The 22,061-nt window shown below is 63.2% G+C and carries 24 protein-coding genes; 21 read left to right on the top strand and 3 right to left on the bottom strand.

Translation table 11 applies throughout. From position 1 onward, the window contains the following. Positions 1–3: 3 nt before the first annotated feature. The 15 genes from ACZ9A3_RS01060 (at position 4) to ACZ9A3_RS01130 (ending at position 14,650) form a co-directional block, all read left to right on the top strand. Positions 4–633, top strand: a complete 630-nt coding sequence (locus ACZ9A3_RS01060) for a cytochrome o ubiquinol oxidase subunit III (RefSeq protein WP_026001353.1) — start codon at positions 4–6, stop codon at positions 631–633. Further along, on the top strand, positions 634–966 hold the full coding sequence (gene cyoD / locus ACZ9A3_RS01065; protein WP_038997063.1) for a cytochrome o ubiquinol oxidase subunit IV: 333 nt from the start codon (positions 634–636) through the stop codon (positions 964–966). Between the two features lie 11 nt (positions 967–977). Then, complete coding sequence (cyoE, locus tag ACZ9A3_RS01070; protein ID WP_038997062.1) at positions 978–1,865, top strand: heme o synthase; 888 nt, start codon at positions 978–980, stop codon at positions 1,863–1,865. Positions 1,866–2,059: 194 nt separating this feature from the next. Beyond that, positions 2,060–3,055 (top strand): isocyanide synthase family protein, encoded by a 996-nt coding sequence (locus tag ACZ9A3_RS01075; protein ID WP_093388028.1) that lies wholly within the window; start codon positions 2,060–2,062, stop codon positions 3,053–3,055. After that, entirely contained in the window at positions 3,055–3,759 is a 705-nt protein-coding gene (locus ACZ9A3_RS01080; RefSeq protein WP_476252047.1) for an HAD family hydrolase, read from the top strand. The genes ACZ9A3_RS01075 and ACZ9A3_RS01080 overlap by 1 nt, the downstream gene beginning before the upstream one ends. A gap of 27 nt (positions 3,760–3,786) precedes the next feature. After that, positions 3,787–5,547 carry an isocyanide synthase family protein gene (locus ACZ9A3_RS01085; protein ID WP_045196142.1) on the top strand — a complete coding sequence of 587 codons (1,761 nt, stop codon included), beginning with the start codon at positions 3,787–3,789 and terminating at the stop codon, positions 5,545–5,547. A 113-nt stretch (positions 5,548–5,660) separates the two neighbouring features. Beyond that, positions 5,661–6,794 (top strand): hypothetical protein, encoded by a 1,134-nt coding sequence (locus ACZ9A3_RS01090; RefSeq protein WP_476252048.1) that lies wholly within the window; start codon positions 5,661–5,663, stop codon positions 6,792–6,794. A 113-nt stretch (positions 6,795–6,907) separates the two neighbouring features. Further along, positions 6,908–8,128, top strand: coding sequence for an alanine transaminase (gene alaC / locus ACZ9A3_RS01095; protein WP_045196146.1), 1,221 nt, complete (start codon positions 6,908–6,910; stop codon positions 8,126–8,128). A gap of 180 nt (positions 8,129–8,308) precedes the next feature. Continuing rightward, complete coding sequence (locus ACZ9A3_RS01100) at positions 8,309–8,683, top strand: YkgJ family cysteine cluster protein (protein ID WP_045196148.1); 375 nt, start codon at positions 8,309–8,311, stop codon at positions 8,681–8,683. A 54-nt stretch (positions 8,684–8,737) separates the two neighbouring features. After that, the gene (locus ACZ9A3_RS01105) at positions 8,738–9,307 is read left to right on the top strand and encodes a GNAT family N-acetyltransferase (protein ID WP_093388037.1); all 570 of its coding nucleotides are present in this window, start codon (positions 8,738–8,740) and stop codon (positions 9,305–9,307) included. A gap of 88 nt (positions 9,308–9,395) precedes the next feature. Continuing rightward, positions 9,396–9,914: a sigma-70 family RNA polymerase sigma factor gene (locus ACZ9A3_RS01110; protein WP_045196152.1), complete on the top strand. Its 519-nt coding sequence runs from the start codon at positions 9,396–9,398 to the stop codon at positions 9,912–9,914. Between the two features lie 6 nt (positions 9,915–9,920). Then, entirely contained in the window at positions 9,921–10,895 is a 975-nt protein-coding gene (locus ACZ9A3_RS01115) for a FecR family protein (RefSeq protein ID WP_093388040.1), read from the top strand. Positions 10,896–10,975: 80 nt separating this feature from the next. Further along, entirely contained in the window at positions 10,976–13,495 is a 2,520-nt protein-coding gene (locus ACZ9A3_RS01120) for a TonB-dependent siderophore receptor (protein ID WP_258596477.1), read from the top strand. A 73-nt stretch (positions 13,496–13,568) separates the two neighbouring features. Beyond that, positions 13,569–14,096 carry a hypothetical protein gene (locus ACZ9A3_RS01125; RefSeq protein ID WP_093388046.1) on the top strand — a complete coding sequence of 176 codons (528 nt, stop codon included), beginning with the start codon at positions 13,569–13,571 and terminating at the stop codon, positions 14,094–14,096. After that, positions 14,096–14,650, top strand: a complete 555-nt coding sequence (locus ACZ9A3_RS01130) for a hypothetical protein (protein ID WP_258596478.1) — start codon at positions 14,096–14,098, stop codon at positions 14,648–14,650. Before ACZ9A3_RS01125 ends, ACZ9A3_RS01130 begins: the two co-directional genes overlap by 1 nt. On the opposite strand, the gene ACZ9A3_RS01135 is transcribed toward ACZ9A3_RS01130, so the two are convergent. Beyond that, on the bottom strand, positions 14,647–15,129 hold the full coding sequence (locus tag ACZ9A3_RS01135) for a DMT family transporter (RefSeq protein WP_045196159.1): 483 nt from the start codon (positions 15,127–15,129) through the stop codon (positions 14,647–14,649). The genes ACZ9A3_RS01130 and ACZ9A3_RS01135 overlap by 4 nt on opposite strands. Before the next feature lie 88 nt (positions 15,130–15,217). Here ACZ9A3_RS01135 and ACZ9A3_RS01140 point away from each other — a divergent pair, with 88 nt between their 5' ends. Together ACZ9A3_RS01140 and ACZ9A3_RS01145 are read left to right on the top strand one after the other, a co-directional pair. Next, a complete protein-coding gene (locus ACZ9A3_RS01140) occupies positions 15,218–16,189 on the top strand; it encodes a LysR family transcriptional regulator (RefSeq protein ID WP_476252049.1) in 972 nt (323 codons plus the stop codon). Beyond that, positions 16,186–16,569 carry a lysozyme inhibitor LprI family protein gene (locus tag ACZ9A3_RS01145; protein WP_249744377.1) on the top strand — a complete coding sequence of 128 codons (384 nt, stop codon included), beginning with the start codon at positions 16,186–16,188 and terminating at the stop codon, positions 16,567–16,569. Before ACZ9A3_RS01140 ends, ACZ9A3_RS01145 begins: the two co-directional genes overlap by 4 nt. Positions 16,570–16,571: 2 nt before the next feature. On the opposite strand, the gene mnmH is transcribed toward ACZ9A3_RS01145, so the two are convergent. Next, positions 16,572–17,675, bottom strand: coding sequence for a tRNA 2-selenouridine(34) synthase MnmH (gene mnmH / locus ACZ9A3_RS01150; RefSeq protein WP_476252050.1), 1,104 nt, complete (start codon positions 17,673–17,675; stop codon positions 16,572–16,574). Continuing rightward, complete coding sequence (gene selD, locus ACZ9A3_RS01155) at positions 17,675–18,709, bottom strand: selenide, water dikinase SelD (protein WP_045196165.1); 1,035 nt, start codon at positions 18,707–18,709, stop codon at positions 17,675–17,677. Before selD ends, mnmH begins: the two co-directional genes overlap by 1 nt. A 121-nt stretch (positions 18,710–18,830) precedes the next feature. Between selD and ACZ9A3_RS01160 the strand changes: the two genes are divergently transcribed. The 4 genes from ACZ9A3_RS01160 to phnE are packed head-to-tail and all read left to right on the top strand — an operon-like array spanning position 18,831 to position 22,061. Next, positions 18,831–19,685 carry a putative selenate ABC transporter substrate-binding protein gene (locus ACZ9A3_RS01160; protein WP_213602386.1) on the top strand — a complete coding sequence of 285 codons (855 nt, stop codon included), beginning with the start codon at positions 18,831–18,833 and terminating at the stop codon, positions 19,683–19,685. Next, positions 19,682–20,476, top strand: coding sequence for a phosphonate ABC transporter ATP-binding protein (locus ACZ9A3_RS01165; RefSeq protein ID WP_213602385.1), 795 nt, complete (start codon positions 19,682–19,684; stop codon positions 20,474–20,476). Before ACZ9A3_RS01160 ends, ACZ9A3_RS01165 begins: the two co-directional genes overlap by 4 nt. Further along, the gene (locus ACZ9A3_RS01170; protein WP_213602383.1) at positions 20,470–21,297 is read left to right on the top strand and encodes a PhnE/PtxC family ABC transporter permease; all 828 of its coding nucleotides are present in this window, start codon (positions 20,470–20,472) and stop codon (positions 21,295–21,297) included. The genes ACZ9A3_RS01165 and ACZ9A3_RS01170 overlap by 7 nt, the downstream gene beginning before the upstream one ends. Further along, positions 21,294–22,061 carry a phosphonate ABC transporter, permease protein PhnE gene (gene phnE, locus ACZ9A3_RS01175; RefSeq protein WP_093388070.1) on the top strand — a complete coding sequence of 256 codons (768 nt, stop codon included), beginning with the start codon at positions 21,294–21,296 and terminating at the stop codon, positions 22,059–22,061. Before ACZ9A3_RS01170 ends, phnE begins: the two co-directional genes overlap by 4 nt.

Here is a 22,061-nt window from a genome sequence, read left to right on the forward strand (position 1 = left end):
TCAATGTCCAGTCATGTAATTAACGCTGATACTCATGCTCATGGTCACGACCATGGGCATGACGACCACCACCACGACTCGGGCCAGATGACCGTATTCGGTTTCTGGCTGTACCTGATGACCGACTGCATCCTGTTTGCGTCGCTCTTCGCCACCTACGCGGTGCTGTCCGGCAGTTTTGCCGGCGGCCCGTCGGGTCACGACATTTTCCAGCTGGACTTTGTCGCGGTCGAAACCGCACTGCTGCTGTTCTCGAGTATCACCTTCGGCTTCGCCATGTTGCAGATGTTCAAAGGCAACAAGGGCGGCGTGCTGGGCTGGCTGGCTGTCACCTTCCTGTTCGGTGCCGGCTTCATCGCGATGGAAGTCTATGAGTTCCATCACCTGATCGCCGAGGGCTTCGGCCCGCAGCGCAGTGGCTTCCTGTCGGCGTTCTTCGCGCTGGTCGGTACCCACGGTCTGCACGTAACCGCAGGTCTGATCTGGATGGCGGTGATGATGTACCAGATCAACAAGCACGGTATCACTGGCACCGCCAAGACCCGCATGAGCTGCCTGAGCCTGTTCTGGCACTTCCTGGACGTGGTCTGGATCTGCGTGTTCACCGTCGTGTATCTGCTGGGGGTTCTGTAAATGGCTAACGCACATAACAGCCACGCCGAGGGCAACCACGGTAGCGTCAAGTCCTATGTGATCGGTTTCATCCTGTCGGTCATCCTGACAGCGATTCCGTTCGGCCTGGTGATGTTCCCGAGCATGCCGAAGGACATCACGATCATGGTCGTGGTGGCCCTGGCGGTCATCCAGGTCGTGGTTCACCTGGTGTACTTCCTGCACATGGACCGTTCCGCCGAGCAGCGCTCCAACGTGTCGACCTTCATGTTTACCGTGATGGTCATTGCACTGTTGGTCGGCCTGTCGCTGTGGATCATGTTCAGCATCCACACCAGCATGATGGCGAAGTGAGGTAAGACGACATGTCCGTTAAGCACTTTATCCAAATCACCAAACCGGGGATCATTTTCGGTAACGTGCTTTCTGTGGCAGGCGGTTTCTTCCTTGCCGCGCAAGGGCATGTCGACTTCATGCTGTTCCTGGCCACGGTGATTGGCACTTCGTTGGTGGTGGCGTCTGGTTGCGTGTTCAACAACTGCATCGACCGTGACATCGACATCAAGATGGAGCGCACCAAGAACCGGGCGATGGTCCAGGGCCAGATCTCGCTGAAAGTCGCGCTGGCCTACGCCACCCTTCTCGGGGTGGCCGGCCTTGGCCTGCTGTATGTGCAGGCCAATGCTCTGGCAGCGTTGTTCGGCCTGATCGGCTTTGTCATCTACGTCGGGTTCTACAGCCTGTACCTCAAGCGCAAATCGGTGCACGGCACCCTGGTGGGCAGCCTGTCCGGTGCCATGCCTCCGGTGATCGGCTATTGCGCGGTAAGCAATAGCTTCGACCTGGCTGCACTGACCCTGCTGGTGATGTTCAGCCTGTGGCAAATGCCGCATTCCTACGCCATTGCGATTTTCCGCTTCAACGACTACCTGGCCGCATCGATTCCGGTGCTGCCGGTCAAGCGCGGGATCCTGGTGGCCAAGAAGCACATCCTCTGGTACATCGTGGCGTTCCTGGTAGCGACCCTGATGCTGACCCTGGGTGGCTACGCCGGCATGAGCTACATGGCCGTAGCCGCGGCCATGGGCATGTACTGGCTGTACATGGCCTGGACCGGCTACAAGGCTGTCGATGACCGCCTGTGGGCACGCAAGCTGTTCGTGTTCTCGATCTTCACCATCACTGCCCTGAGCGTGATGATGTCGCTGGACACCAAAGTGCCGACCGAGCTGCTGCTGACTTACGCGCACTGATTCATCAGCGTGTAATGAAAACGCCCCAGGCTGCGAAGCCTGGGGCGTTTTTGTTTGTGCGGCGTTTCTACAAACGACCGAAACTGCTGTTGACAAGTACCCCGTGTTTGCCGGATTTTATCGCCGCGCAGGTAAGGAGTATCTGCGCAGGGCCAGAGGATGCTGGCCGTGATTCATCACACAAGGGACTGTTCATGACCGAGCCAAACGCCGTTGCTCAACGGGCGTGCCTCGCGCTGTTGCGCGAACGCCACACTTCCGCTCATTTCGACACCGCCTTGCAGGTGCTCGATTGCCTGTTCCGTCGTCGCAGCCTGGCGCCCGGGCAGGATGACGAGCTGTCGGCCGAGGTGCTCGAACCGCATCTGGATAAAGTCCTCACCGCCATCGAAGCCGGCCAGCGCATCGAGATGGTTCTGCCAGCCTTCCCGGGCAAATCGCCGAACCGGCAGAAAACCCTCAGCCACCTGCCAGACCTTGCCGAGCGCCACGCCATCGACGAGCTGCAGCAGCTGTGCGCGGAAATCCAGGCCCTGTACGCACCGGGTGCGTTGATTCACATCTGCTCCGACGGCTATGTGTTCTCCGACCTGGTGCGCGTGCCGGATGAGCACGTCAAAGCCTACACCGACGAGATCCAGCGCTACGCCGAGCAGCACTACCCGAACAGCTTCGCCCTGTTCGATCTCAAGGATGCCTATCCGCAACTGGGTTGCCTGGACTCCATGCGCGAAGAGCTGATGATCGAGTACGGCCAGTCGCTGATTGCGCTGGGCCAGCGCTTTCAGGACGAGCCACACATGATGCTGATGTACTGCGGCATCCACCGCTTTCTGTCCGAGGATTACTCAGGCCTTGGCGAGTTCGCCGGCATGAGCCTGAACGCGGTGAAGAAGATCGCCAAGCCGGCCTCGCAACGGGTGATCCAGCGCAGTGAAGCCTGGAGTGCCTTGCTGCAGGCGCGTTATCCACAGTGCCTGCGCCTGTCGATCCACCCGCAGTTGGCGGTATCGGCGAAAATCGGCATTCGCCTGGTGCCTACCAGCGACCTCTGGCGTACGCCCTGGCACTCGGTGGCGATCAAGCGTAGCGGGGTGGTGATGCTCGACAAGCGCAGCAACATCGATGAGCGCTACAGCCGCCTGGTGTTCCGCCAGGGCCGTCCTTGCCACTACGCCAGTGCGCAATGATGCCGGTAGCGCTGGCGGCTGATGCGGTGATCTTCGACCTCGACGGCACCCTGGTCGACACCTTGCCCGATATCGTCTGGTGCCTGAACCACGTGCTGCAAGAGCAGGGCTACCTGCCGCTGTCACTGGAGACCATCAGTGCCTACGTAGGCGGCGGTACCGGGGCGATGCTCGAGCGGGTTGCCGCGCGCCTGGGGATTGCCGACGACAAGGCTCTGCATGAGCACTACATCGCCTGCTACCAGCAGCACCTGGTGCAGTACTCGCGACCGTTCGATGGCGTGCCGGAGCTGCTTGAAGGCTGTCGCCGGCTGCAACTGCCGATGGCCATCGTCACCAACAAGGCCCATGACATGGCGCTGCAGGTGGCTGCGCAGCTGTTCCCGTCGGGCACCTTCGAGCTTGTCCTTGGCCAGCGCCGCGGCCACCCGCTCAAGCCGCAGCCTGACGCGGCTCTGGAGGCGGCCCGCTACCTGGCCGTCGAGCCCGCGCGTTGCCTGTTTGTCGGCGATACCGTCATCGATCTGATGACCGCGCGGGCGGCCGGCATGCACTGCGCCGCCGTGACCTGGGGCTATGGCCCGGTCTATGCCTTGCAGGCACAGGCGGCGGATCTTTACTGCGAGCAGCCGGCAGAGCTGTTGCGGGCCCTGCAACAGGCACTCACTTCTTGCATGGCTGGCACTCTCGCCAGCCAACGTTGAAACACCACCTCTCAAGGAAGAAAGGTCATGCAACACAAGGACACCTGGATCAAGGCGGTCAGCGACGTGCTGGCGGGTTATCTGCTCAAGGACAATGACGATCGCTTCGACGCGGCGGGCAGGGCCAATCTGGCCGTCAGCCTGGCCCGCTTCTACGATCAGCAGGCGCCGGTGCGTCTGGTGCTGCCGGGCTTCCCGTGCAAGTCGCCGAACGCCCGCGACCAGACCTTCGGCACGATGCCGGATTACGGCGAAGCCATGGCCATCGAGCGCCTCGACCAACTCGGCCAGGACATCGCCGCGCTGCACGCGCCGGGCTGCGTGGTGTCGATCCTCAGCGATGGCACCACCTTCAACGACATCGTTGGTGTACCTGATGACCTGCGCAAAGCCTACAACCAGGCCCTGCGCGAGTTGTGCACCACCCACACGATCAACTGGGTGAGCATGGAAGACCTGTTCCCCCAGGCCAGCAGTGCCGATGCCGTACGCGCGACCCTGGTCAAACAGGCACGTTTGCCGTGGAAGAACGTCGAGGCACTGATCGAGCAGAGCCGCCATGATGAAACCCTCAGCCACGCCCACGACAAGCTCTGCAGCCACCTCTACAACGACTTGCGCCTGTGCCGCGAAGCTGGGCAGAGCGAAGACGAGCACCTGCAGCAGATCGGCTACAAGGCCTACCAGATGATGTTCCGCGGCCAGGCGTTGAATGCCGCGGTCAATCGCTTCTTCCCCGACGACATCCGCCTGTCGGTGCATCAGTACGACAATGCCGGGCCAAAATTCACCGTGGCCCTGGCCGACGGCCTGACCCGGGTGTCCAGCCCCTGGCATGCGGTGCCGGTGCGCCACCTGGATGGCAGCCAGACTCTGCGCGGCCGTGCCGAGGTGGACATCGACAAGCATGTGCTGGTGCAGTACCAGGGGCGCCCGTGGCTGTACCACGAGAGCACCGGCGAAGCGCTGCAGGGCTTCGAGTTCGAGCTGCAGAAGCGTCCGTTGTTCGGCTTGGTGGTACGTGACCCGTTGGGGCTGGGCTTCGAACGTTTTTCGACGCAGCTGCTCGAAGCGCTGGTGGAGACCTTCGGCTTTGTCTGCCTGCGTGGCTGCCGCTTCGAAGACCGCGACAGCTTTGCCCGCGACTGCGAGCGCTTTGGCACCATCTACCAGTGGGCGTTCGGCAAGGTGCATGTGGTCAAGCCGGCGGACAAACCCGAAGGCGTGGTGCACTCGCTGGAAAAGACTCCATTGCATTGGGACCTGAACATGCTGCCGGACAGCGATGCTCAGGTTCAGCGCGATCCGAAGTTCTGCGCAAGCAAGTTCATGCTCTATTGCAAGACTGCGCCGCAACCGGGGGAAGGGCAGACCACCATCGTCGACAGCCGCAATGCCTTGCGCAAGGTTGGCAACCAGGTGGCGCGGTTGTGGCAGGCGGTTGATATCACCTATTACACGCGTATGACTTACTTTGGTGGTTCGCCGCGTCACTACAGCCTGGTCGACCTGCACCCGCGCACCGGCGAACGCATTCTGCGCTATCAGGAAGGCACCGACTCCAGCCTGCAGACCTTGAGCCAGGAGGTGCAAGGCTTTGAGGCGCAGGCCCAGCAGGCCCTGCTTGAGCAGCTCAATGCCCTGGTCTACGACGATGAATGCCTGATCGCCCATGACTGGGTCGAAGGTGATCTGGTGCTGATCGACAACTACCAGACCCTGCATGGCCGCTTGCCTATGTCGCCGGCCTCGGCCTCCCGTGAGCTGTGGCGGGTTCAGGTGTACTGAGCCGAACACTCCCTGGCAGCGGTCGGTGCCCGCTGCCCGGGAGGCTTTCCGCCTGCCGCGGGTGCTGTGCCGGCGGTAGCGTGTCGTGATCTTCAACCTGACAGGATCATGGCATGAGTGTTTTGACCGTGTATTTTTGCGGCACCGGGTCGCACCGATTCGACGACAACAACCCCAACTTCTGGAATGGCGAGCTGGTTTCGACCCTCGCTTCAAACGACCAGGGCAAGGAGTATGCCCACTGGATCGCCGTCGATGGCCCGGGCAGTGGCAACCTGCAAGCCGATGAACTGTTCGTCGAACCCGGTGGTTATTACAACTGGAACCAGACCTTGTTCGGCAAAGGCTGGGAGGAGAACGTCCAGCACGCACTGCAGATCATCAAGGGGCAGAGCAACTGGCAGCGCACGGAACTGAGCGAGGAGGAGTATCAGCGCCTGAAGGCTGCTGGCATCCCTATCCCCAACTCGACCGCTACGGCGTCCTGGTTCTGGCGCACCTACAACTACGGCAATCGCAAGATTACCCCGCAGTTGCTCCAGGAGCAGATCAGCAAGCAGTTTCGCAAGGAAGGCGTCATTCCCACCCAGGTCAACCTGGTGGGGTGGAGCAGGGGCGCCGTCAGCTGCCACATGCTGGCCAATGCCATGCTTGGCGACAGTGAGCTGAAAAAGCTTCCAGTGAATATATTCGCCATCGATCCGGTGCCGGGCATTGGTAACTTCGACCGCCATCGCGTGCAACTGGGCGAGAACGTCAAACAGTACGTAGGTTTCTTCTCCCGCGACGAGCGCTCCAAGGGCTTTGCCTGCGTAGTTCCCAAAACCCATGACGCCACCCGTTGCCATGTCTACCCGATGCCGGGGCGCCACGCCACACTGGTGGGCAACGCGGCCGCCGACGGCGCCGCTGGCGGCAAGGTACTGGCCGAGCCCGGGCTGATCGTTCGCCATTTTGCCGAAGTCTGCCTGACCCGCTGGGGCGTCAAATTGCAGAAGATGCTTAACCTCAACGAACGTGACTTGCAGGCCTATCATCAGGTGCTTGAGCGTGACGAAAGCAAGTACCAGGCAATGCGCAAACATTCCTATATCGTGCTGACCGAAGCTGAAAAGGGTGAGCGCGCCGTTTCGCTGGGCAACCAGGGTACGAGTTTTTCAGCGGTGAAAGGCAGCGGTCTTATGCCCACCGAGGGCCTGGCTGCAGCCGTGAAATGGCAGGCATCGTCCTACAAGGAAATCCGTTAACGCCTGTTTTTGTGCTGGACAGCGCGGCGGTCGAGGCCCTATCTTCTGCTTCGGCCACCGCAGTGGCCAACGTCGCTCGGACGGTTCCGGGCGCTTACGTCTTCGAGGAAGCCATGGCTGACCAAGGTTCGCCGCGCCGCTTTGCGCGCATTGATCGTCTCCCCCCCTACGTCTTCAACATTACCGCCGAGCTCAAGATGGCTGCACGCCGTCGTGGCGAAGACATCATCGACCTGAGCATGGGCAACCCCGACGGGGCCACGCCGCCGCACATCGTTGAGAAACTGGTGCAGGTCGCCCAGCGCGAAGACACCCACGGCTATTCGACGTCCCGCGGCATCCCGCGCCTGCGCCGGGCGATTTCGCGCTGGTACAAGGACCGCTACGAGGTCGAGATCGACCCGGAAAGCGAAGCCATCGTCACCATCGGCTCCAAAGAGGGCCTGGCGCACCTGATGCTCGCCACCCTCGACCATGGCGACACCGTGCTGGTACCCAACCCCAGCTACCCGATTCACATCTATGGCGCGGTGATAGCCGGTGCCCAGGTGCGTTCGGTGCCGCTGATTCCGGGCGTGGACTTCTTTAATGAGCTGGAGCGGGCGATCCGCGAATCCATTCCGAAACCGAAGATGATGATCCTCGGCTTCCCGTCCAACCCGACCGCGCAGTGCGTCGAGCTGGACTTCTTCGAGCGGGTGGTGGCCCTGGCCAAGCAGTACGACGTGCTGGTGATCCACGACCTGGCCTATGCCGACATCGTCTACGACGGCTGGAAGGCGCCGTCGATCATGCAGGTGCCGGGGGCCAAGGACATTGCCGTGGAGTTCTTCACCCTGTCCAAGAGCTACAACATGGCCGGCTGGCGAATCGGCTTCATGGTCGGCAACCCCGAGCTGGTCAGCGCCCTGGCCCGCATCAAGAGCTACCACGACTACGGCACCTTCACCCCGCTGCAGGTCGCGGCCATTGCTGCCCTGGAAGGCGATCAGCAGTGCGTGCGCGATATCGCCGAGCAGTATCGCCAGCGCCGCAACGTGCTGGTCAAGGGCCTGCACGAGCTGGGCTGGATGGTCGAGAACCCCAAGGCGTCGATGTACGTCTGGGCGAAGATTCCCGAAGAGTATGCACACCTGGGCTCGCTGGAGTTCGCCAAGAAGCTGCTGGCCGAGGCCAAGGTCTGTGTGTCGCCGGGCATCGGCTTTGGTGACTATGGCGATGATCATGTGCGCTTTGCCCTGATCGAGAACCAGGACCGTATCCGCCAGGCGGTACGCGGTATTCGCCAGATGTTCCGGGCTGATGGCATCGGCAGCAAGCCGGCCCAGAAGTAAGCACTGACCCGGGCGCGGGTCAAACCTGTTCCTACAGCTGGAGCAGGTTTTTCCCGCGAAACAACCGTCCGTCAGCGGCGATTTATTTCTGCATTACCCCCCTTCTCAAACACCCGGCAAAGCATAGAATGGCGGCGGGTTTCTCCCTATAACGATAATCAACCTCCCCCCCTTCTCATCATGTCCGAACATAATCCTTGTTTGAACTGCGGCGCCTGCTGCGGGTATTTCCGTGTGTCTTTCTTCTGGGGTGAGTGCACGTCGGCGGGTGGTGTCGTGCCCGACGATCTGGTGGTCCAGATCAGCCCCAGCCGCGTTGCGATGATCGGCACCGACAGCAAGCCCTGTCGCTGCATCGGGCTTGAGGGCGAGATCGGCAAAGGGGTCAGCTGCAGCCTGTATGAACAGCGCTCAACCCCTTGTCGCGAGTTCGATGCGGCCTGGGTCAATGGCGAAGCCAACCCCAGCTGCGATGCCGCCCGTGCCGCCTATGGCCTGCCACCGCTGGAGGCCAACGAGCCGATCTGGCCGGACGAGGGCGCCGAAGTCGCCTGAGGCGTGACTTGAGGGTTACACTGCCGGGTTGATGAATCGGACAGGAGGTCCCGCGTGACCCGCATGTACAGTTTTCCCGCTGACCTGTGCCTCGAAAGCCCGCGCCTGCAACTGCGCCCGATGGTGGCCGAGGATGCTGCGGCGTGGTTTGCCATCATGGCCGATCCGCAGGTCATGCGTTACTGGAACCACGGCCCCTGGCAAGTGCTGGCAGAGGCCCAGGCAGCACTGGCCGAAGACCGCGACGCGTACGCCGCCGGGCAGATGCTCAAGCTGGGAATCTATCGGCGCGACAATGGCGAGCTGATCGGCATGACCCAGCTGTTCAACCTGGAGCCCACCTCGCGCCGTGGCGAAATCGGCTATTGCCTGGCCAGTTGCGCGCAGGGCCGTGGCTACATGGACGAGGCGCTGACCTGTTTCATCGATTACCTGGCCCATGGCCTGCACCTGCGCCGGCTGGAGGCCGAGATCGACCCGCGCAACCAGGGGTCGGCGCGTACCCTGGAGCGCCAGGGTTTCGTCCTTGAAGGGCTGTTGCGCCAGCGCTGGTGCGTGGCCGGAGAGCTTTCGGACTCGGGGCTGTACGGGCTGCTGCTCGATCAGGCGCCGCTGGACGGTTGAATCCTGACCGCTGCCTGGCGGTTGCGTTGCGGTCGGGCATCTGGATATTATTCGGAACAATTCTCACTTACACACTTGCGAGTGCGCCATGTCCGTCGCCGAGCCGCCGCTGCAACGCGCGATCCATACGCTGTATTGCGAGCACCATGGCTGGTTGTTCAACTGGCTGCGGCGCAAGTTGCGCTGTTCACAGCATGCGGCGGACCTGGCACAGGACACCTTTGTACGCATCCTCGGCTCGCGCGACACGCTCCTGGGTATTCGCGAGCCGCGTGCCTTCCTCAGTACCACGGCGCGACGCCTGATCATCGATCGGGCACGTCGCCAGCAGATCGAAGACGCCTACCTGCGCGAACTGGCCCTGACTGTCGAGGTCATGGAGGGCCATCAGTCGCCCGAGCAGATCCTCCTGACCCTGGAGGCGCTGGAGCAGATTACCTTCATGCTCGAGGGCTTGCATGAAAAGGCCCGCCAGGCCTTTGTCGACTATTACCTGGACGAGCTGAGCCAGGTGCAGATCGCCGAGCGCCTGCAGGTTTCGCCACGCATGGTGCGCAAGTACCTGATGCAGGCCCTGGTGCATTGCCACCAGGCCGTTAATGTTTGATTGCCGATGACGGCCCAAGCGTCAATCGAACAGCACGCCGCCGAATGGATTTTGCGCCTGGGCGAGGGTGAGCTGAGTGAGGCAGAGCGCCAGGCGCTGGAGGCCTGGCGTCGGCAGGACGCTCGCCATGAAGCCACCTTCACTCGCATGCAGGCGATCCTCGAACAGATGCACAGCCTGCGCCCGCAACGCCAGCCGGTGCGCGCCGCACTGCGCACGCCTGCAAATGCCCAGCGGCGCGCGCAGTACCCACGACGGGTGCTGTTGGGCCTGGCTTTGCTGGCAGCACTGGGCGTGCCCCTGAGCCTGTCCGGCTGGCATCCGCAAAACCTGCTGGCCGACCTGCACACCGCGCCAGCGCAATGGCAGAGCCACACGCTGAGCGACGGCACGCGGGTCATCCTCGAAGGCAACTCGGCCCTGGACTTGCGCTTCAGCGCCCACGAGCGACGTATCGAACTGTTGCGCGGCAAGGTGCTGGTGGATGTCGCGCACGACAGCAGCCGGCCTTTCGTGGTGGCCACCGCCGACGGCACGTTCCAGGCCCTGGGCACGCGCTTCGTGGTTGCCCGTGGCGGTGCCGGCAGCGAACTGACCATGCTCGAATCCCAAGTGATGGTGCGCAGTGCCGAGCAGGACAAGTCGCTGGCGGTGGGCAAAGGCGGGCGGGCCTGGGTTCGCCGGGATGACCTGGGGCTGCTGGCCAGTATTGATCCGGCCAGTGTTGACCAGGCCTGGCAGCGTCATCAACTGGTGGTTGAGCAATCGCCGCTGGTGGATGTCCTCGATGCCCTGGCCCGCCAGCGCCGCGGCCATCTGAGCTTTGACCGCAAGGCGCTGGCTGATCTGCGGGTGTCGGCAGTGCTGCCGCTGGACGACAGCGAGCGGGCCCTGCAGCTGCTGGCTGAAGTGCTGCCGATATCGATTCATTCGCATACGGCCTGGTGGACGCGTATCGAGCGCCGCAGTGCTGATAAGTAATTGTTCGCGACTGGTTCCTCATTCTCATCTTGGCCCGTCCTTCTAGAAGCCAACATGATTAAACAAGGAGCCTTCTCACCATGCGCCGATTTACTGGCCGCCCCGTTTTGAGCCCTCTGGCGCTCTGTGTACAGCTGGCCTGCAGCGGCCTGCTGCTGACTGCAGTCGCTGTGCCAGCAATGGCCCAGGGTCAACAACAGCGCTTCGACGTGCCTGCTGGTGCGCTGAGCACAGCGCTCAACCGCTTCGCCCAGCAAGCCGGCGTCGCCCTGGCCTTCGATCCGGCTGATTTGGCGGGGCGTAACACAGCCGGCCTGCAGGGCAGCTTCGCCCTTGAAGACGGTTTTGCCCGCTTGCTCGAGGGCAGCGGCTACCGTATTGCCCAGGGTGACAACGGTTATGTGTTGCTACCGCAAGCCGCTGCACCGGCAGCCCAGGTGCTGGAACTGGGGGTCACCACGGTGGCCGGCCAGGGCATGGGCGAAAGTACGGAAAATACCGGCTCCTATGCCCCGGGGCTGATCAGCGTAGGCTCCAAGTCACCGACCAGCCTGCGCGAAACGCCGCAGTCGGTGGCGGTGATCACCCGTCAGCTGATCGAAGACCAGCAGCTCACCGACATCAACGAAGCGATGAAGGCGACACCGGGAGTGATTACCCAGAGCACGACTTTCCGCATCCAGGATTTCATCTCGCGCGGTTTTTCCATCCAGAACCTGCAGATCGATGGCGCCGCCCCGCAGGCGCTGGGCACGGCCATGGGCTCGTTCTATTCGTCGAACATCTTCGACCTGGCCGAGTTCGACCACGTCGAGGTGCTGCGTGGTAGCGGGGCCTTGTTCGGCGGCTCGGGCGACCCGGGCGGGATCATCAACATGGTGCGCAAGCGGCCGATGTCCGAGAACCAGCTCAAACTGAGCCTGTCGGCCGGCAGCTGGGACAACTATCGCCAGGAACTCGACATCACCGGGCCCATGGGCTGGGACGGCCGCTTGCGTGGGCGCCTGGTGGTGGCCAACACCGACCGCCAGTACTTCATCGACAAGCGCAGCACGGAAAAGCCGCTGGTGTACGGCGTGATGGAAGCCGACGTGAGCGATGACACCATGCTCACCTTCGGCGTGCGCTACAACAAGTCCCATGAGAACGGCACCAACGCCGCTGTGCCGCGCTACAGCAATGGTGCCGATCTGGGCCTGCCACGGCACACCGGCCTGACCCAGTCCTGGGCATTCACCGACACCACGGCGCGCGAGTATTTCGCCAAGGTCGACCATCGCTTCAACGACGACTGGAAACTCAACCTGTCGTACACCAACATCTGGGATGTGTCCTGGTTCAAGACCGCGTCGACCCTCAATGCGGTTGACCCGATCAGCGGCAGCGGCGTGACCTGGTACGGTACCCAGAGCCGCCAGGAAAACGAACAGCACCTGTACGACGTCAACCTGGCCGGCAATTTCCAGGCCTTTGGCCTGGATCACCAGCTGATACTGGGGGCTGACTACCAGCGCATCGACAGCCGCTGGCTGGGCACCGCGCCACATCCCGGCTTTGGCGGGCCGGTGAATGTCTTCGACCCCGACGCCACGCCCTGGCCGGAGCCTGCCAACCACACCGACTACAGCCGCGACTACAACCCCAACGCCCAGCGTCAGTACGGCCTTTACTCCAGCCTGCGCCTGCAACTGGCCGAACCGCTGCACCTGATCCTCGGTGCCCGCGCCCAGCGTTACCACTTCGAGCAGATGTACCAGACCCGCACCGGCGAGCAATGGAGCGTGGCTTCGCAAGTCGACCAGCGCATCGGCACCAAGCTCACGCCGTTTGGTGGCGTGGTCTATGACCTTGATGAGCAGTGGTCGGCCTACGCCAGCTACTCGCAGATCTACAAGCCACAGGCCAACAAGCTGGCCGGCCCGCAACCGGGCAGCCCGTTGCAGCCGATGACCGGCAAGACCTACGAGACCGGCCTCAAGGGCGAGCTGTTCGACGGCGCGTTGAACACCAACATTGCCTTGTACTACACCACCCGTGAAAACGAAGCGGTGCGTGACCCGCGCTTCACCTCGGCGAGCAATCTGTTTGCCGGCAGCTGCTGCTACCTGGACAACGGTGAAGTGGTCAGCAAGGGCATCGATATCGAAGCGTCGGGGGAACTGCTCCCGGACTGGATGCTGATCGGTGGCTATACCTTCAACCTCAATCGCAACCGCAGTGCCAATACCTCGCTGAGCACGGTGATGCCCAAGCACCTGTTCAAGCTCTACACCACTTACCGGCTGCCGGGTGTGCTGCAGGACTTCAAGGTTGGTGGCGGCGTGCAGGCGCAGAGTGCGACTTACGTATCCGGCACCACCAACCGTTTCAATGGCGATGGTTCGATCGCCGAGCGTGATGTGCCGTTCGACTTCACCCAAGGGGGGTATGCGACCTGGAGTGCACTGGTCGAGTACAAGGTCGACGAGCACTGGGACCTGACCCTCAACGGCAACAACCTGTTCGACAAGAAGTACTACCAGACCGTGGGAACCTCCACCTATGGCAACTACTACGGCGACCCCCGCAACTTCATGCTGACCCTGCGCGGCACCTACTAAGCGCCGGGCGACTTTGCGCAGGCCACCGGTCTGCGCTATTGTCGCGCGCTCTTTTACCAGCAAGGATTGCCTGGTGCCGTTCAATTATCTGACCTTAAGCCTGGCCTGCTACCTGACCAGCCTGTTCCTCCAGGCCTGCGCCCGTGAGCACGACGTAATGCGCGGCATGCACGCCCTGGCCCTGGGGGTGTTGAACGGGTCCTTCTGGTTTGCCAACCCACTGTATTTCGCCGCCCTGGTGATGCACCGGACCAAGCCGCAGGTAGCCCTGTACCTGGGCTGCGCGGCGTTGGCGCTCAGTGGCCTGATGGTGCCGCTGGGCTGGCTCGGCTTGACCCCGGTGCCTGATTCGGCCAACGGACCGGGGCTGCTGATCGGTTACTACGTGTGGCTGCTGGCGATGCTGGTGTTCATTCTCGGCCAGTGGCGTTACCGCCACGAACCTGCGAACAGCAGCAAGGTGCCGCTGCTGGGCTGGCCGGCCTGGGGGCTGGTCGCCGGCATCGTGTTGACCGTGCCGCTGGCCTTCACGCCCTGGAGTAAAGTGCCGTTCCGCTCGGCCCCCGAGCCAACCTCGTGCATTGAATGTGGAGGCAATTGATGGCCCGCTTTTACGTTGCGATCACCCTGGCGCTGTACCTGCTGAGTCTGAGTTGCAAGGCCATTCACCTGTCGGCCGATGGCTCTTTGCATGCCCTGCAGGTGCTGTTGCTCGGGCCTTGGGGCATCGTCATGCAGATCTACGGCTGGTTTGCCAACCCGTTGCTGGGGCTGGCGATCCTTGTGCACCGGCGTTGGCGCTGGCTGGCCCTGGTGCTTGGCCTCGGCGCCCTGTACCTGGGCCTCAGTGCCTTGATGGTGGAGCGCTTGCCCGACAATCACAGTTACAGCTTTCTCGACGTTACCGGTTTTGGCCCGGGTTATTACCTCTGGTTGCTGTCGATCAGCTTCTTCTGCGTCATGCAGGCCTGGTGGTGTCGGCAGGGGCTCAAGGGCGCGCAGCTACCCGGTTGGAATTGGCTGGATGGCGGCCTGGCAATCGTATTGAACATTGTCATCGTCTACGCCATCCAGACCCCCAGCCTGCACTTTCAGATAAAGAAAGTGATCGAACCGCCGCTGCCACCGATCGAGATCGACAAGGACGCCATCTAGCGGGCGGACGCCGAGGTTCCCCACTGCACTACCAGCATGCCGACCACGATAAGCCCGACCCCGGCCAGGCGCAGGCCGTTGACCGGGCGTTCGGGCAAACCCATCAGGCCCCATTGGTCGATGATCAACGACGACAGCACCTGCCCGGCAATTACGCAAACGATGAAGCCGGCGGCGCCCAGCCTTGGCGTCAGCACCAGTGCGGCGGTGATGTAGGCAACCCCGGCAACGCCGCCCAACCAGGCCCACCAGGGCGCTTGGGCCAAGGCATTGAGTTGTGGCAGCGGCGCCCGCAAAACCAGCAATGCCGGGATCACCATCAGCACACTCACCGCCAGCGACACCAGCGACGCCCACAACGGGTGCCCGAGCAGGCGGCCGAGCGCTGCGTTGCTGCCGGCCTGGAAGGGCACGGCGGCGCCGGCCAGCAGGGCGATGGTCAGGGGCAGCAAGGTGGCGGTAATAGCGGGCAAGTTCATGGCATGGCTCTCAAAAGTGGCTTGCCAAAGTCTTTGCTATCCATCCCAATAATGGAAATTCGAATGCTGCACAGGAGTTATTCGTCTGATGGATGATCTGCGCCGGATCGACCTCAACCTGCTGTTGACCCTGCACGCGCTGCTGGCCGAGCAGCATGTCTCGCGCGCGGCCTTGCGCCTGCATCGTAGCCAGCCGGCGGTCAGCCATGCCCTGGCGCAACTGCGTGAGCTGTTCGGTGATCCGTTGCTGGTGCGTCGCGGTGGTCGTCTGCACGCCACGGCGCGCGCCCAGGCCCTGATCGAGCCTTTGCAGCAGGCGCTGGAGCAGCTCGACGGCTTGCTCGGCAGCCCCGGTTTCGACCCGCGTCGGGCGCAGCGCAGTTTTCGTCTGGCGATGTCTGATTACGGCGCGCGGGTAGTGTTGCCCGGCTTGATGCGCATGTTGCGCGAAGAGGCGCCGGGGATCGATCTGATTGTCTCCCAGGGCAGCCGTGAGGCCATGCTCGGCCAGCTGTTCGACGGCGAGGCGGACCTGGCTCTGGCGGTGTTTCCGCAAATGGCCGAGGAGCTGCGGGCGCAGACGCTGTTCGAAGAGTCCTTCACCTGCATCGCCGATCGCAGCAGTTTGCCTGTGCGGGGCGGCCTGAGCCTGGATGCGTGGCTGGCACGGCCGCATGTGCTGGTGGCAGTGCGTCCGGGTATCGACAACGAGATTGACCTGGCGCTCCAGGGCATCGGTGCCCGGCGCCGGGTGGCGCTGGCCTTGCCCCATTGGACCGCGGCCCAGGAAGTGATTGCCGGCACCGACCTGATCCTGACCGTGGCCCGCCGCAGCCTGGACAGCGGTGCGCTGGATTCACACCTGCGCAGGTTTGCGCCACCATTGGCAATCAAACCCTTTGCCTTCCAGCAGGCCTGGCATCAGCGCCGCGAAGGGGAGGCGGGGCATCGCTGGTTGCGCGAGAAGGTGATGCAGGTGTGTCAATATGGCCGGCCTGATCGCGGGGCAAGTCGAGGCGTCGCACCGCCGCTCCCACCCAAGAAGGAGTCCGCAGAATGAAACATCCATTTTTGCTTGTCGGCCTGTTGGTCTGTTGTTCTTCAATAGCCCAGGCCCAGGATGAATACTCACAGGCCTACAGCGCCTGCATGAAAACCGCCGAATCCACCCTGGCCATGAACAACTGCAACGGCGCCGAGATCAAGCGCCAGGACAGCCGCCTCAACAGTGCCTATAAAAAGGCCATGGCCAGCCTCGAAGGGCCGCAGCAAACCCAGCTGCGTGAAGCCCAGCGGGCCTGGATCAAGTACCGCGACGCCAACTGCAACCTGTATTACAGCCTCACCGGCGGCACCATGGATCAGCTCAATGGTGCCGGTTGCATCCTCGGCAGCACCCGCGACCGCGCCGATGAACTGCAGGCCTTGCTGCAGCCTTAAGGTCAGCGCCGGGGGGCGCGAGCACGCAGGTACTCGCGCACTTCGCGCTGGTCGCCGGCAAACTCGATACGCTCGGCCTTGCTCTGGCGCTGGTAGGCGTACATCGGGTCGTAGTACTCGTTGAGCAGGCCGCTGATCCAGGCTCGGTGCAGGTCCACCTCACCCGTGTGAAGCTGCTCTTGCAGCGCTTGCTCGAGTAACGCCGACAACCGCTGATAACGCTCGCCGCCGAGGCGCTTGAGGATGTTGGCCATGCTTTGGGTCAGGCGTTCGGCAAACTGCGGCAGGCCGTTTTCATCCCCGTGCAAGGCAACGAACTCGGCGCTCAGGTCGATCACGTAATCGCGCAGAATCCGCTCGACCCGGTTGTCAAAGCTGTCTTCCAGCCACACCAGCGGGTAGTGCTGCATGCCCTGGTAAAGCTCCAGCGGCAGGGTGCAACTGCCGACGATGCGGCCCTCATCTTCGAGTACAAATTGCTCGACGCCGCGTGCGCGTTTTTTCAGTACGTCGATGGCCAGCTGGTTCTCGAAGTCGATCTGTGCCGGCTGGCCGGTAGCGCGTTTGCCGAAGCTTGAGCCGCGGTGATTGGCGTGGCCTTCCAGATCAAGCGCATTGTCCAGCGTTTGCAGCACCTCGGTCTTGCCGGTGCCGGTGAGGCCGCCGATCAGCACGAAGTCACAGTCGGTTACCGCTTGCTGGGTGGTATGCAGCAGGAAGTTGCGCATCGCCTTGTAACCGCCGACCACCTTGGGGTAGTGGATGCCGGCTTCAGACTTGAGCCACTGCTGGGCGATCTGCGAGCGCAGGCCGCCGCGAAAGCAGTAGAGGTAACCCTCGGGGTTGGCCCGGGCGAAGGCCGCCCAGGCGGCAATGCGTTGGTCCTTGAGCGGGCCGCTGACCAGTTGATGGCCGAGGGCGATGGCGGCCTGCTGGCCCTGCTGCTTGTAGCAGGTGCCGACCTTCTGCCGTTCAAGGTCGTTCATCAGCGGCAGGTTGATCACGTGGGGGAAGGCGCCCTTGCTGAATTCGACCGGGGCGCGCATGTCCATCATGGCTACATCGTTAAGAAACAGCTGGCGGTAGTCGGTGCAGTTGTCGCGCATCAAAGCACCTCAACTGCATGGCTCTGTCGCTCGACCAGCTCGCCGATTGGCGCCAGGTTCAGGCCCAGTTCGCCGGCCACGGCGAGAAACTCCGCTTCACCCTCTGGCGCCACCGCCACCAGCAGGCCGCCGCTGGTTTGCGGGTCGCACAGTAGGTGCTTTTGCTCGTCGCTCAGCGCGGCGATTTTTTCGCCATAGCTGTCGAAGTTGCGCAGGGTGCCGCCCGGAACGCAGCCCTCACTCAGGTAGTGCTCAACGCTCGGCAGGCGGGGCACCGCGCTGTAGTTCAGGCGGGCGCTGAGGCCGCTGCCGTCGGCCAGTTCCACCAGGTGGCCGAGCAGGCCGAAGCCGGTGACGTCGGTCATGGCCTTGACCCCGGCCAGCTTGCCGAAGCGGCTGCCCGGGGTGTTCAAGGTGCACATCCAGTCGCGGGCCAGGCCCTTGTCCTGGTCGCGCAGCTTGGCTTTTTTCTCGGCGGTGGTGAGGATACCGATGCCCAGCGGCTTGGTCAGGTACAGGCGACAACCGACGGTGGCGGTATCGTTGCGCTTCATGTGGCGCTTTTGCACCACGCCGGTCACGGCCAGGCCGAAGATCGGCTCGGGGGCATCGATGGAGTGGCCCCCGGCGAGCGGAATACCGGCCTCGGCGCAGACGGCGCGGCCGCCACGGATCACTTCACGGGCCACTTCCGGCGCCAGCACATTGACCGGCCAGCCAAGAATGGCGATGGCCATCAGCGGGTCACCGCCCATGGCGTAGATGTCGCTGATGGCGTTGGTGGCGGCGATGCGGCCGAAGTCATAGGGGTCATCGACGATGGGCATGAAAAAGTCAGTGGTCGAGACCACACCGCGTTCGTCATCGAGGGCGTAGACGGCTGCGTCGTCGCGCGAGGCGTTGCCGACCCAGAGCTTGGGGTCCAGGGCCTGGGTGCCGCTTTCGGCGAGGATCACCTCGAGCATCTTCGGAGAGATCTTGCAGCCACAGCCGGCGCCATGGCTGTACTGGGTCAGGCGAATCGGCTCGCTCATACGCACCTCGAAAATTCGTGAAGGCCCGAGTGTAGCAAAGCTGGTCTTTACGCCGATGCCTCTTATAATTTCCGGGGTGGCCCGTGTGGCCCTTTCCCCGCTATTGAACCGGAGAATCCCCATGCTCAAACGTCCCCTGGCGCTGTTTGCCGGCCTGGTATTGTCGTGCTCGTCCTACCTGGCCATGGCGGCCGACACACTGCGAGTCAGTGCCATCCCTGACGAAGCGCCGACCGAACTGCTGCGCAAGTTCAAGCCATTGGGCGAGTACCTGGAGCAGAAGCTGGGGATGAAGGTCCAGTTTGTGCCGGTGGCCGACTACCCGGCGGTGGTCGAGGCGCTGGCCACCGATCGCCTGGATCTGGCCTGGCTCGGCGGCTTTACGTTCGTCCAGGTACATCTCAAGGACCCGACCGCCACGCCTTTGGTGCAGCGCGAACAGGATGCCAAGTTCACCAGCAAATTCATCACTGCCAATCCTGATGTGAAGAGCCTTGCCGACCTCAAGGGCAAGACCTTTGCCTTCGGTTCTGTTTCGTCCACCTCGGGCAGCCTGATGCCGCGCTACTTCATGCTCAAGAATGACAACATCAAGCCGGAGAGTTACTTCAGCCGTGTTGCCTATTCCGGTGCCCACGACGCCACTGCCGCCTGGGTCCAGGCCGGCAAGGTCGACGCCGGCGTGCTCAACGCCAGCGTCTGGGACAAACTGGTGGCCGCAGGCAAGGTCGATACCAACAAGGTCAAGGTGTTCGCCACCACCCCAAGCTACTACGACTACAACTGGACCGTGCGCGGCAGCCTCGAGCCGGCACTCAAAGCCAGGATCAAGCAAGCCTTCCTCGACCTTGATCCGGCCAAACCTGGCGACAAAGCCATCCTCGACCTGCAGGCTGCGAGCCGCTTCATCGAAACCAGCCCGGATAACTACAAGGGCATCGAAGAGGCCGCGCGCGCCGCCGACTTGCTGAAATGACCATCCGTTTGCGCGGCGCCAGCCTGCGCCACGGCCAGGTCCAGGCGCTGCACGGTATCGACCTGCAGGTTGGCGTCGGCGAGCGGGTGGCGATCATCGGCCCGTCGGGCGCGGGCAAGTCGAGCTTGCTGCAACTGCTGGGCACGGCCATCGCGCCCAGTACCGGCAACGTAGAGCTGCTCGGCGTGACACCCTGGCGCTTGTCCGCCGCTGCGCTTCAGCGCCTGCGCGCGCGTATCGCCCTGATCCACCAGACGCCGCCGTTGCCACCACGCCAGCGGGTGGTAACCGCAGTACTGGCCGGGCGCCTGGGGCAGTGGAGCACCTTGCGCGGGCTGCTCAACCTGCTTCACCCGACGGATGTCGCCGGTGTGCGCGAGGTGCTGACGACCCTTGGCATGGCCGAGAAGATTTTTGTCCAGTGCGGGCAATTGTCCGGTGGCCAGTTGCAGCGGGTCGGCATTGCCCGCGCGTTGTACCAGCAACCGCAGATGTTGCTGGCTGACGAACCGGTCTCGGCGATGGACCCGGTGCTCGCCGAACACAGCCTGAAAACCCTCAACCAGCATGCCAGCGAACGCCGCGTGACCCTGATCGCCAGCCTGCATGCGGTAGAGCTGGCGCTGGCGCATTTTGCGCGGGTTATCGGTATTCGCGAGGGGCGCATCGTCTTTGACCGCCCGGCGAGCGAGGTGTCCAGCGCCATGCTCGATGCCTTGTATGCCAACGAGCAACTGCTGCCGCCGGCGTTACCGCTGCCGGCCTTGAACCTGCAGATTCCCCGATGCTGAAGGCCGATCGCCGTGACCCGGCGGCGTTGCCCAGGCTGTTGCTGGCGCTGCTGGCGATAGCCTTGCTGTGGCCGGGTATCCGCCTCAGCGAGCTCAACCCTGGGGTGCTTCTGCAGGCCGATAACCGCCGGGAGATGGGTAATTTTGTCAGCGCCTTCTGGCCGCCAGCCCATGAAGCGGACTTTCTTCGGCTGCTGCTTGAGGCCACCTTGCAAACCCTGGCCGTAGCCACCGCCGGCATGACCCTGGCGTTGCTGCTGGCGATCCCGGCCAGCCTGCTGGCCAGCCGGGCGCTGTCGTTGCGCGCCGCTTCCCGTGGCGGTCGCCTGGGCTTCTGGTCGCGCACCCTGCGTCTGCCGGTGCGCGGCCTGTTGATCTTTTTGCGCAGCGTGCCGGAGATCGTTTGGGCGCTGCTGTTCGTGCGTGCCGTGGGCCTGGGCCCGACCGCCGGGGTGCTGGCCATCGCCATCACCTACAGCGGCATGCTTGGTAAGGTCTATGCCGAGATTTTCGAATCGGTCGACCAGCGCCCGGCGCATGCCTTGTTGCAGACCGGCAGCAGCCGCTTGAGCGCGTTCTGCTACGGCATCCTGCCGACTGCGGCGGCGGAGCTGGTGTCTTATACGGTGTACCGCTGGGAGTGTGCGATCCGTGCCTCGGTGGTGATGGGTTTTGTCGGTGCAGGGGGGCTCGGCCAGCAGATCGACCTCTCCATGCGCATGTTCGCCGGCGCCGAGGTGGCGAGCATGCTGCTGACATTTCTGTTGCTGGTATGGCTGGCCGACCAGCTCAGCCGCCTGCTGCGCGGGAGGTTGGCATGAGAGTGCTGATCAATACCGCGCTGGTGCTGGCACTGGTGGCGGCGGTGGCAGCTTCGTTCGCTTACTTGAGCCTTGATCTGCAGGCGCTGTTTGGCAACGGCGGGTTAGGGCAGATGGGCGCTTATGCGCTGCGCTTCCTCAGCCCCGACCTGAGCCCCGAGCACCTGCGGGCGGTCGCCAAGGGCGCATTGGAAACCCTGGCCATGTCGGGCCTGGGTACTTTGCTAGCGGTGGTGCTCGGGCTGATGCTGGCCTTGCCTGCCGCCGGGCGGTTCGGCTGGCCGCTGCAAGGCGTTGCGCGCCTGCTGCTTAACGCCCTGCGCGCGATACCAGAGCTGGTGTGGGCGGCCTTGACCGTCCTGGCCGCGGGCCTTGGGCCCAATGCCGGGACCCTGGCCCTGGCTTTGCACACCTCAGGTGTTCTCGGCCGGCTGTTCGCCGAGGCACTGGAAAACGCCCCGCCAGAGCCGGCTGCGGCCATTCGTCTGCAAGGCGGCAGCCAGGTCACTGCATTCTGCTTCGGCACCTTGCCTAACCTCTGGCCGCAGATGCTTGCCTACAGCCTGTACCGCTGGGAAAACAACATCCGCATGGCCAGCGTGCTGGGTTTTGTCGGTGCCGGCGGCCTGGGGCAGATGCTCTACACCACCCTGAGCCTGTTCCAGGAAGCCCGGGCCAGCACGGTGATCATCGCCATGCTGGTGCTGGTGCTGCTGGTCGATGCCTTGAGCGATGTGCTCCGGCAGCGCTTTGTGCGGGCTTGA

The sequence above is a fragment of the Pseudomonas sp. TE4620 genome (assembly GCF_056279045.1).

Bases quoted from the DNA above. Each gene is read 5' to 3' on its own strand.
- ACZ9A3_RS01140 (WP_476252049.1), top strand. From the start codon at position 15,218: ATGGATGATCTGCGCCGGATCGACCTCAACCTGCTGTTGACCCTGCAC.
- ACZ9A3_RS01085 (WP_045196142.1), top strand. From the start codon at position 3,787: ATGCAACACAAGGACACCTGGATCAAGGCGGTCAGCGACGTGCTGGCG.
- ACZ9A3_RS01090 (WP_476252048.1), top strand. From the start codon at position 5,661: ATGAGTGTTTTGACCGTGTATTTTTGCGGCACCGGGTCGCACCGATTC.
- ACZ9A3_RS01165 (WP_213602385.1), top strand. From the start codon at position 19,682: ATGACCATCCGTTTGCGCGGCGCCAGCCTGCGCCACGGCCAGGTCCAG.
- ACZ9A3_RS01060 (WP_026001353.1), top strand. From the start codon at position 4: ATGTCCAGTCATGTAATTAACGCTGATACTCATGCTCATGGTCACGAC.
- ACZ9A3_RS01170 (WP_213602383.1), top strand. From the start codon at position 20,470: ATGCTGAAGGCCGATCGCCGTGACCCGGCGGCGTTGCCCAGGCTGTTG.
- ACZ9A3_RS01075 (WP_093388028.1), top strand. From the start codon at position 2,060: ATGACCGAGCCAAACGCCGTTGCTCAACGGGCGTGCCTCGCGCTGTTG.
- phnE (WP_093388070.1), top strand. From the start codon at position 21,294: ATGAGAGTGCTGATCAATACCGCGCTGGTGCTGGCACTGGTGGCGGCG.
- cyoE (WP_038997062.1), top strand. From the start codon at position 978: ATGTCCGTTAAGCACTTTATCCAAATCACCAAACCGGGGATCATTTTC.
- ACZ9A3_RS01145 (WP_249744377.1), top strand. From the start codon at position 16,186: ATGAAACATCCATTTTTGCTTGTCGGCCTGTTGGTCTGTTGTTCTTCA.
- cyoD (WP_038997063.1), top strand. From the start codon at position 634: ATGGCTAACGCACATAACAGCCACGCCGAGGGCAACCACGGTAGCGTC.
- selD (WP_045196165.1), bottom strand. From the start codon at position 18,709: ATGAGCGAGCCGATTCGCCTGACCCAGTACAGCCATGGCGCCGGCTGT.
- ACZ9A3_RS01135 (WP_045196159.1), bottom strand. From the start codon at position 15,129: ATGAACTTGCCCGCTATTACCGCCACCTTGCTGCCCCTGACCATCGCC.
- ACZ9A3_RS01110 (WP_045196152.1), top strand. From the start codon at position 9,396: ATGTCCGTCGCCGAGCCGCCGCTGCAACGCGCGATCCATACGCTGTAT.
- alaC (WP_045196146.1), top strand. From the start codon at position 6,908: ATGGCTGACCAAGGTTCGCCGCGCCGCTTTGCGCGCATTGATCGTCTC.
- ACZ9A3_RS01120 (WP_258596477.1), top strand. From the start codon at position 10,976: ATGCGCCGATTTACTGGCCGCCCCGTTTTGAGCCCTCTGGCGCTCTGT.
- ACZ9A3_RS01080 (WP_476252047.1), top strand. From the start codon at position 3,055: ATGCCGGTAGCGCTGGCGGCTGATGCGGTGATCTTCGACCTCGACGGC.
- ACZ9A3_RS01130 (WP_258596478.1), top strand. From the start codon at position 14,096: ATGGCCCGCTTTTACGTTGCGATCACCCTGGCGCTGTACCTGCTGAGT.
- ACZ9A3_RS01160 (WP_213602386.1), top strand. From the start codon at position 18,831: ATGCTCAAACGTCCCCTGGCGCTGTTTGCCGGCCTGGTATTGTCGTGC.
- ACZ9A3_RS01100 (WP_045196148.1), top strand. From the start codon at position 8,309: ATGTCCGAACATAATCCTTGTTTGAACTGCGGCGCCTGCTGCGGGTAT.
- ACZ9A3_RS01115 (WP_093388040.1), top strand. From the start codon at position 9,921: ATGACGGCCCAAGCGTCAATCGAACAGCACGCCGCCGAATGGATTTTG.
- mnmH (WP_476252050.1), bottom strand. From the start codon at position 17,675: ATGCGCGACAACTGCACCGACTACCGCCAGCTGTTTCTTAACGATGTA.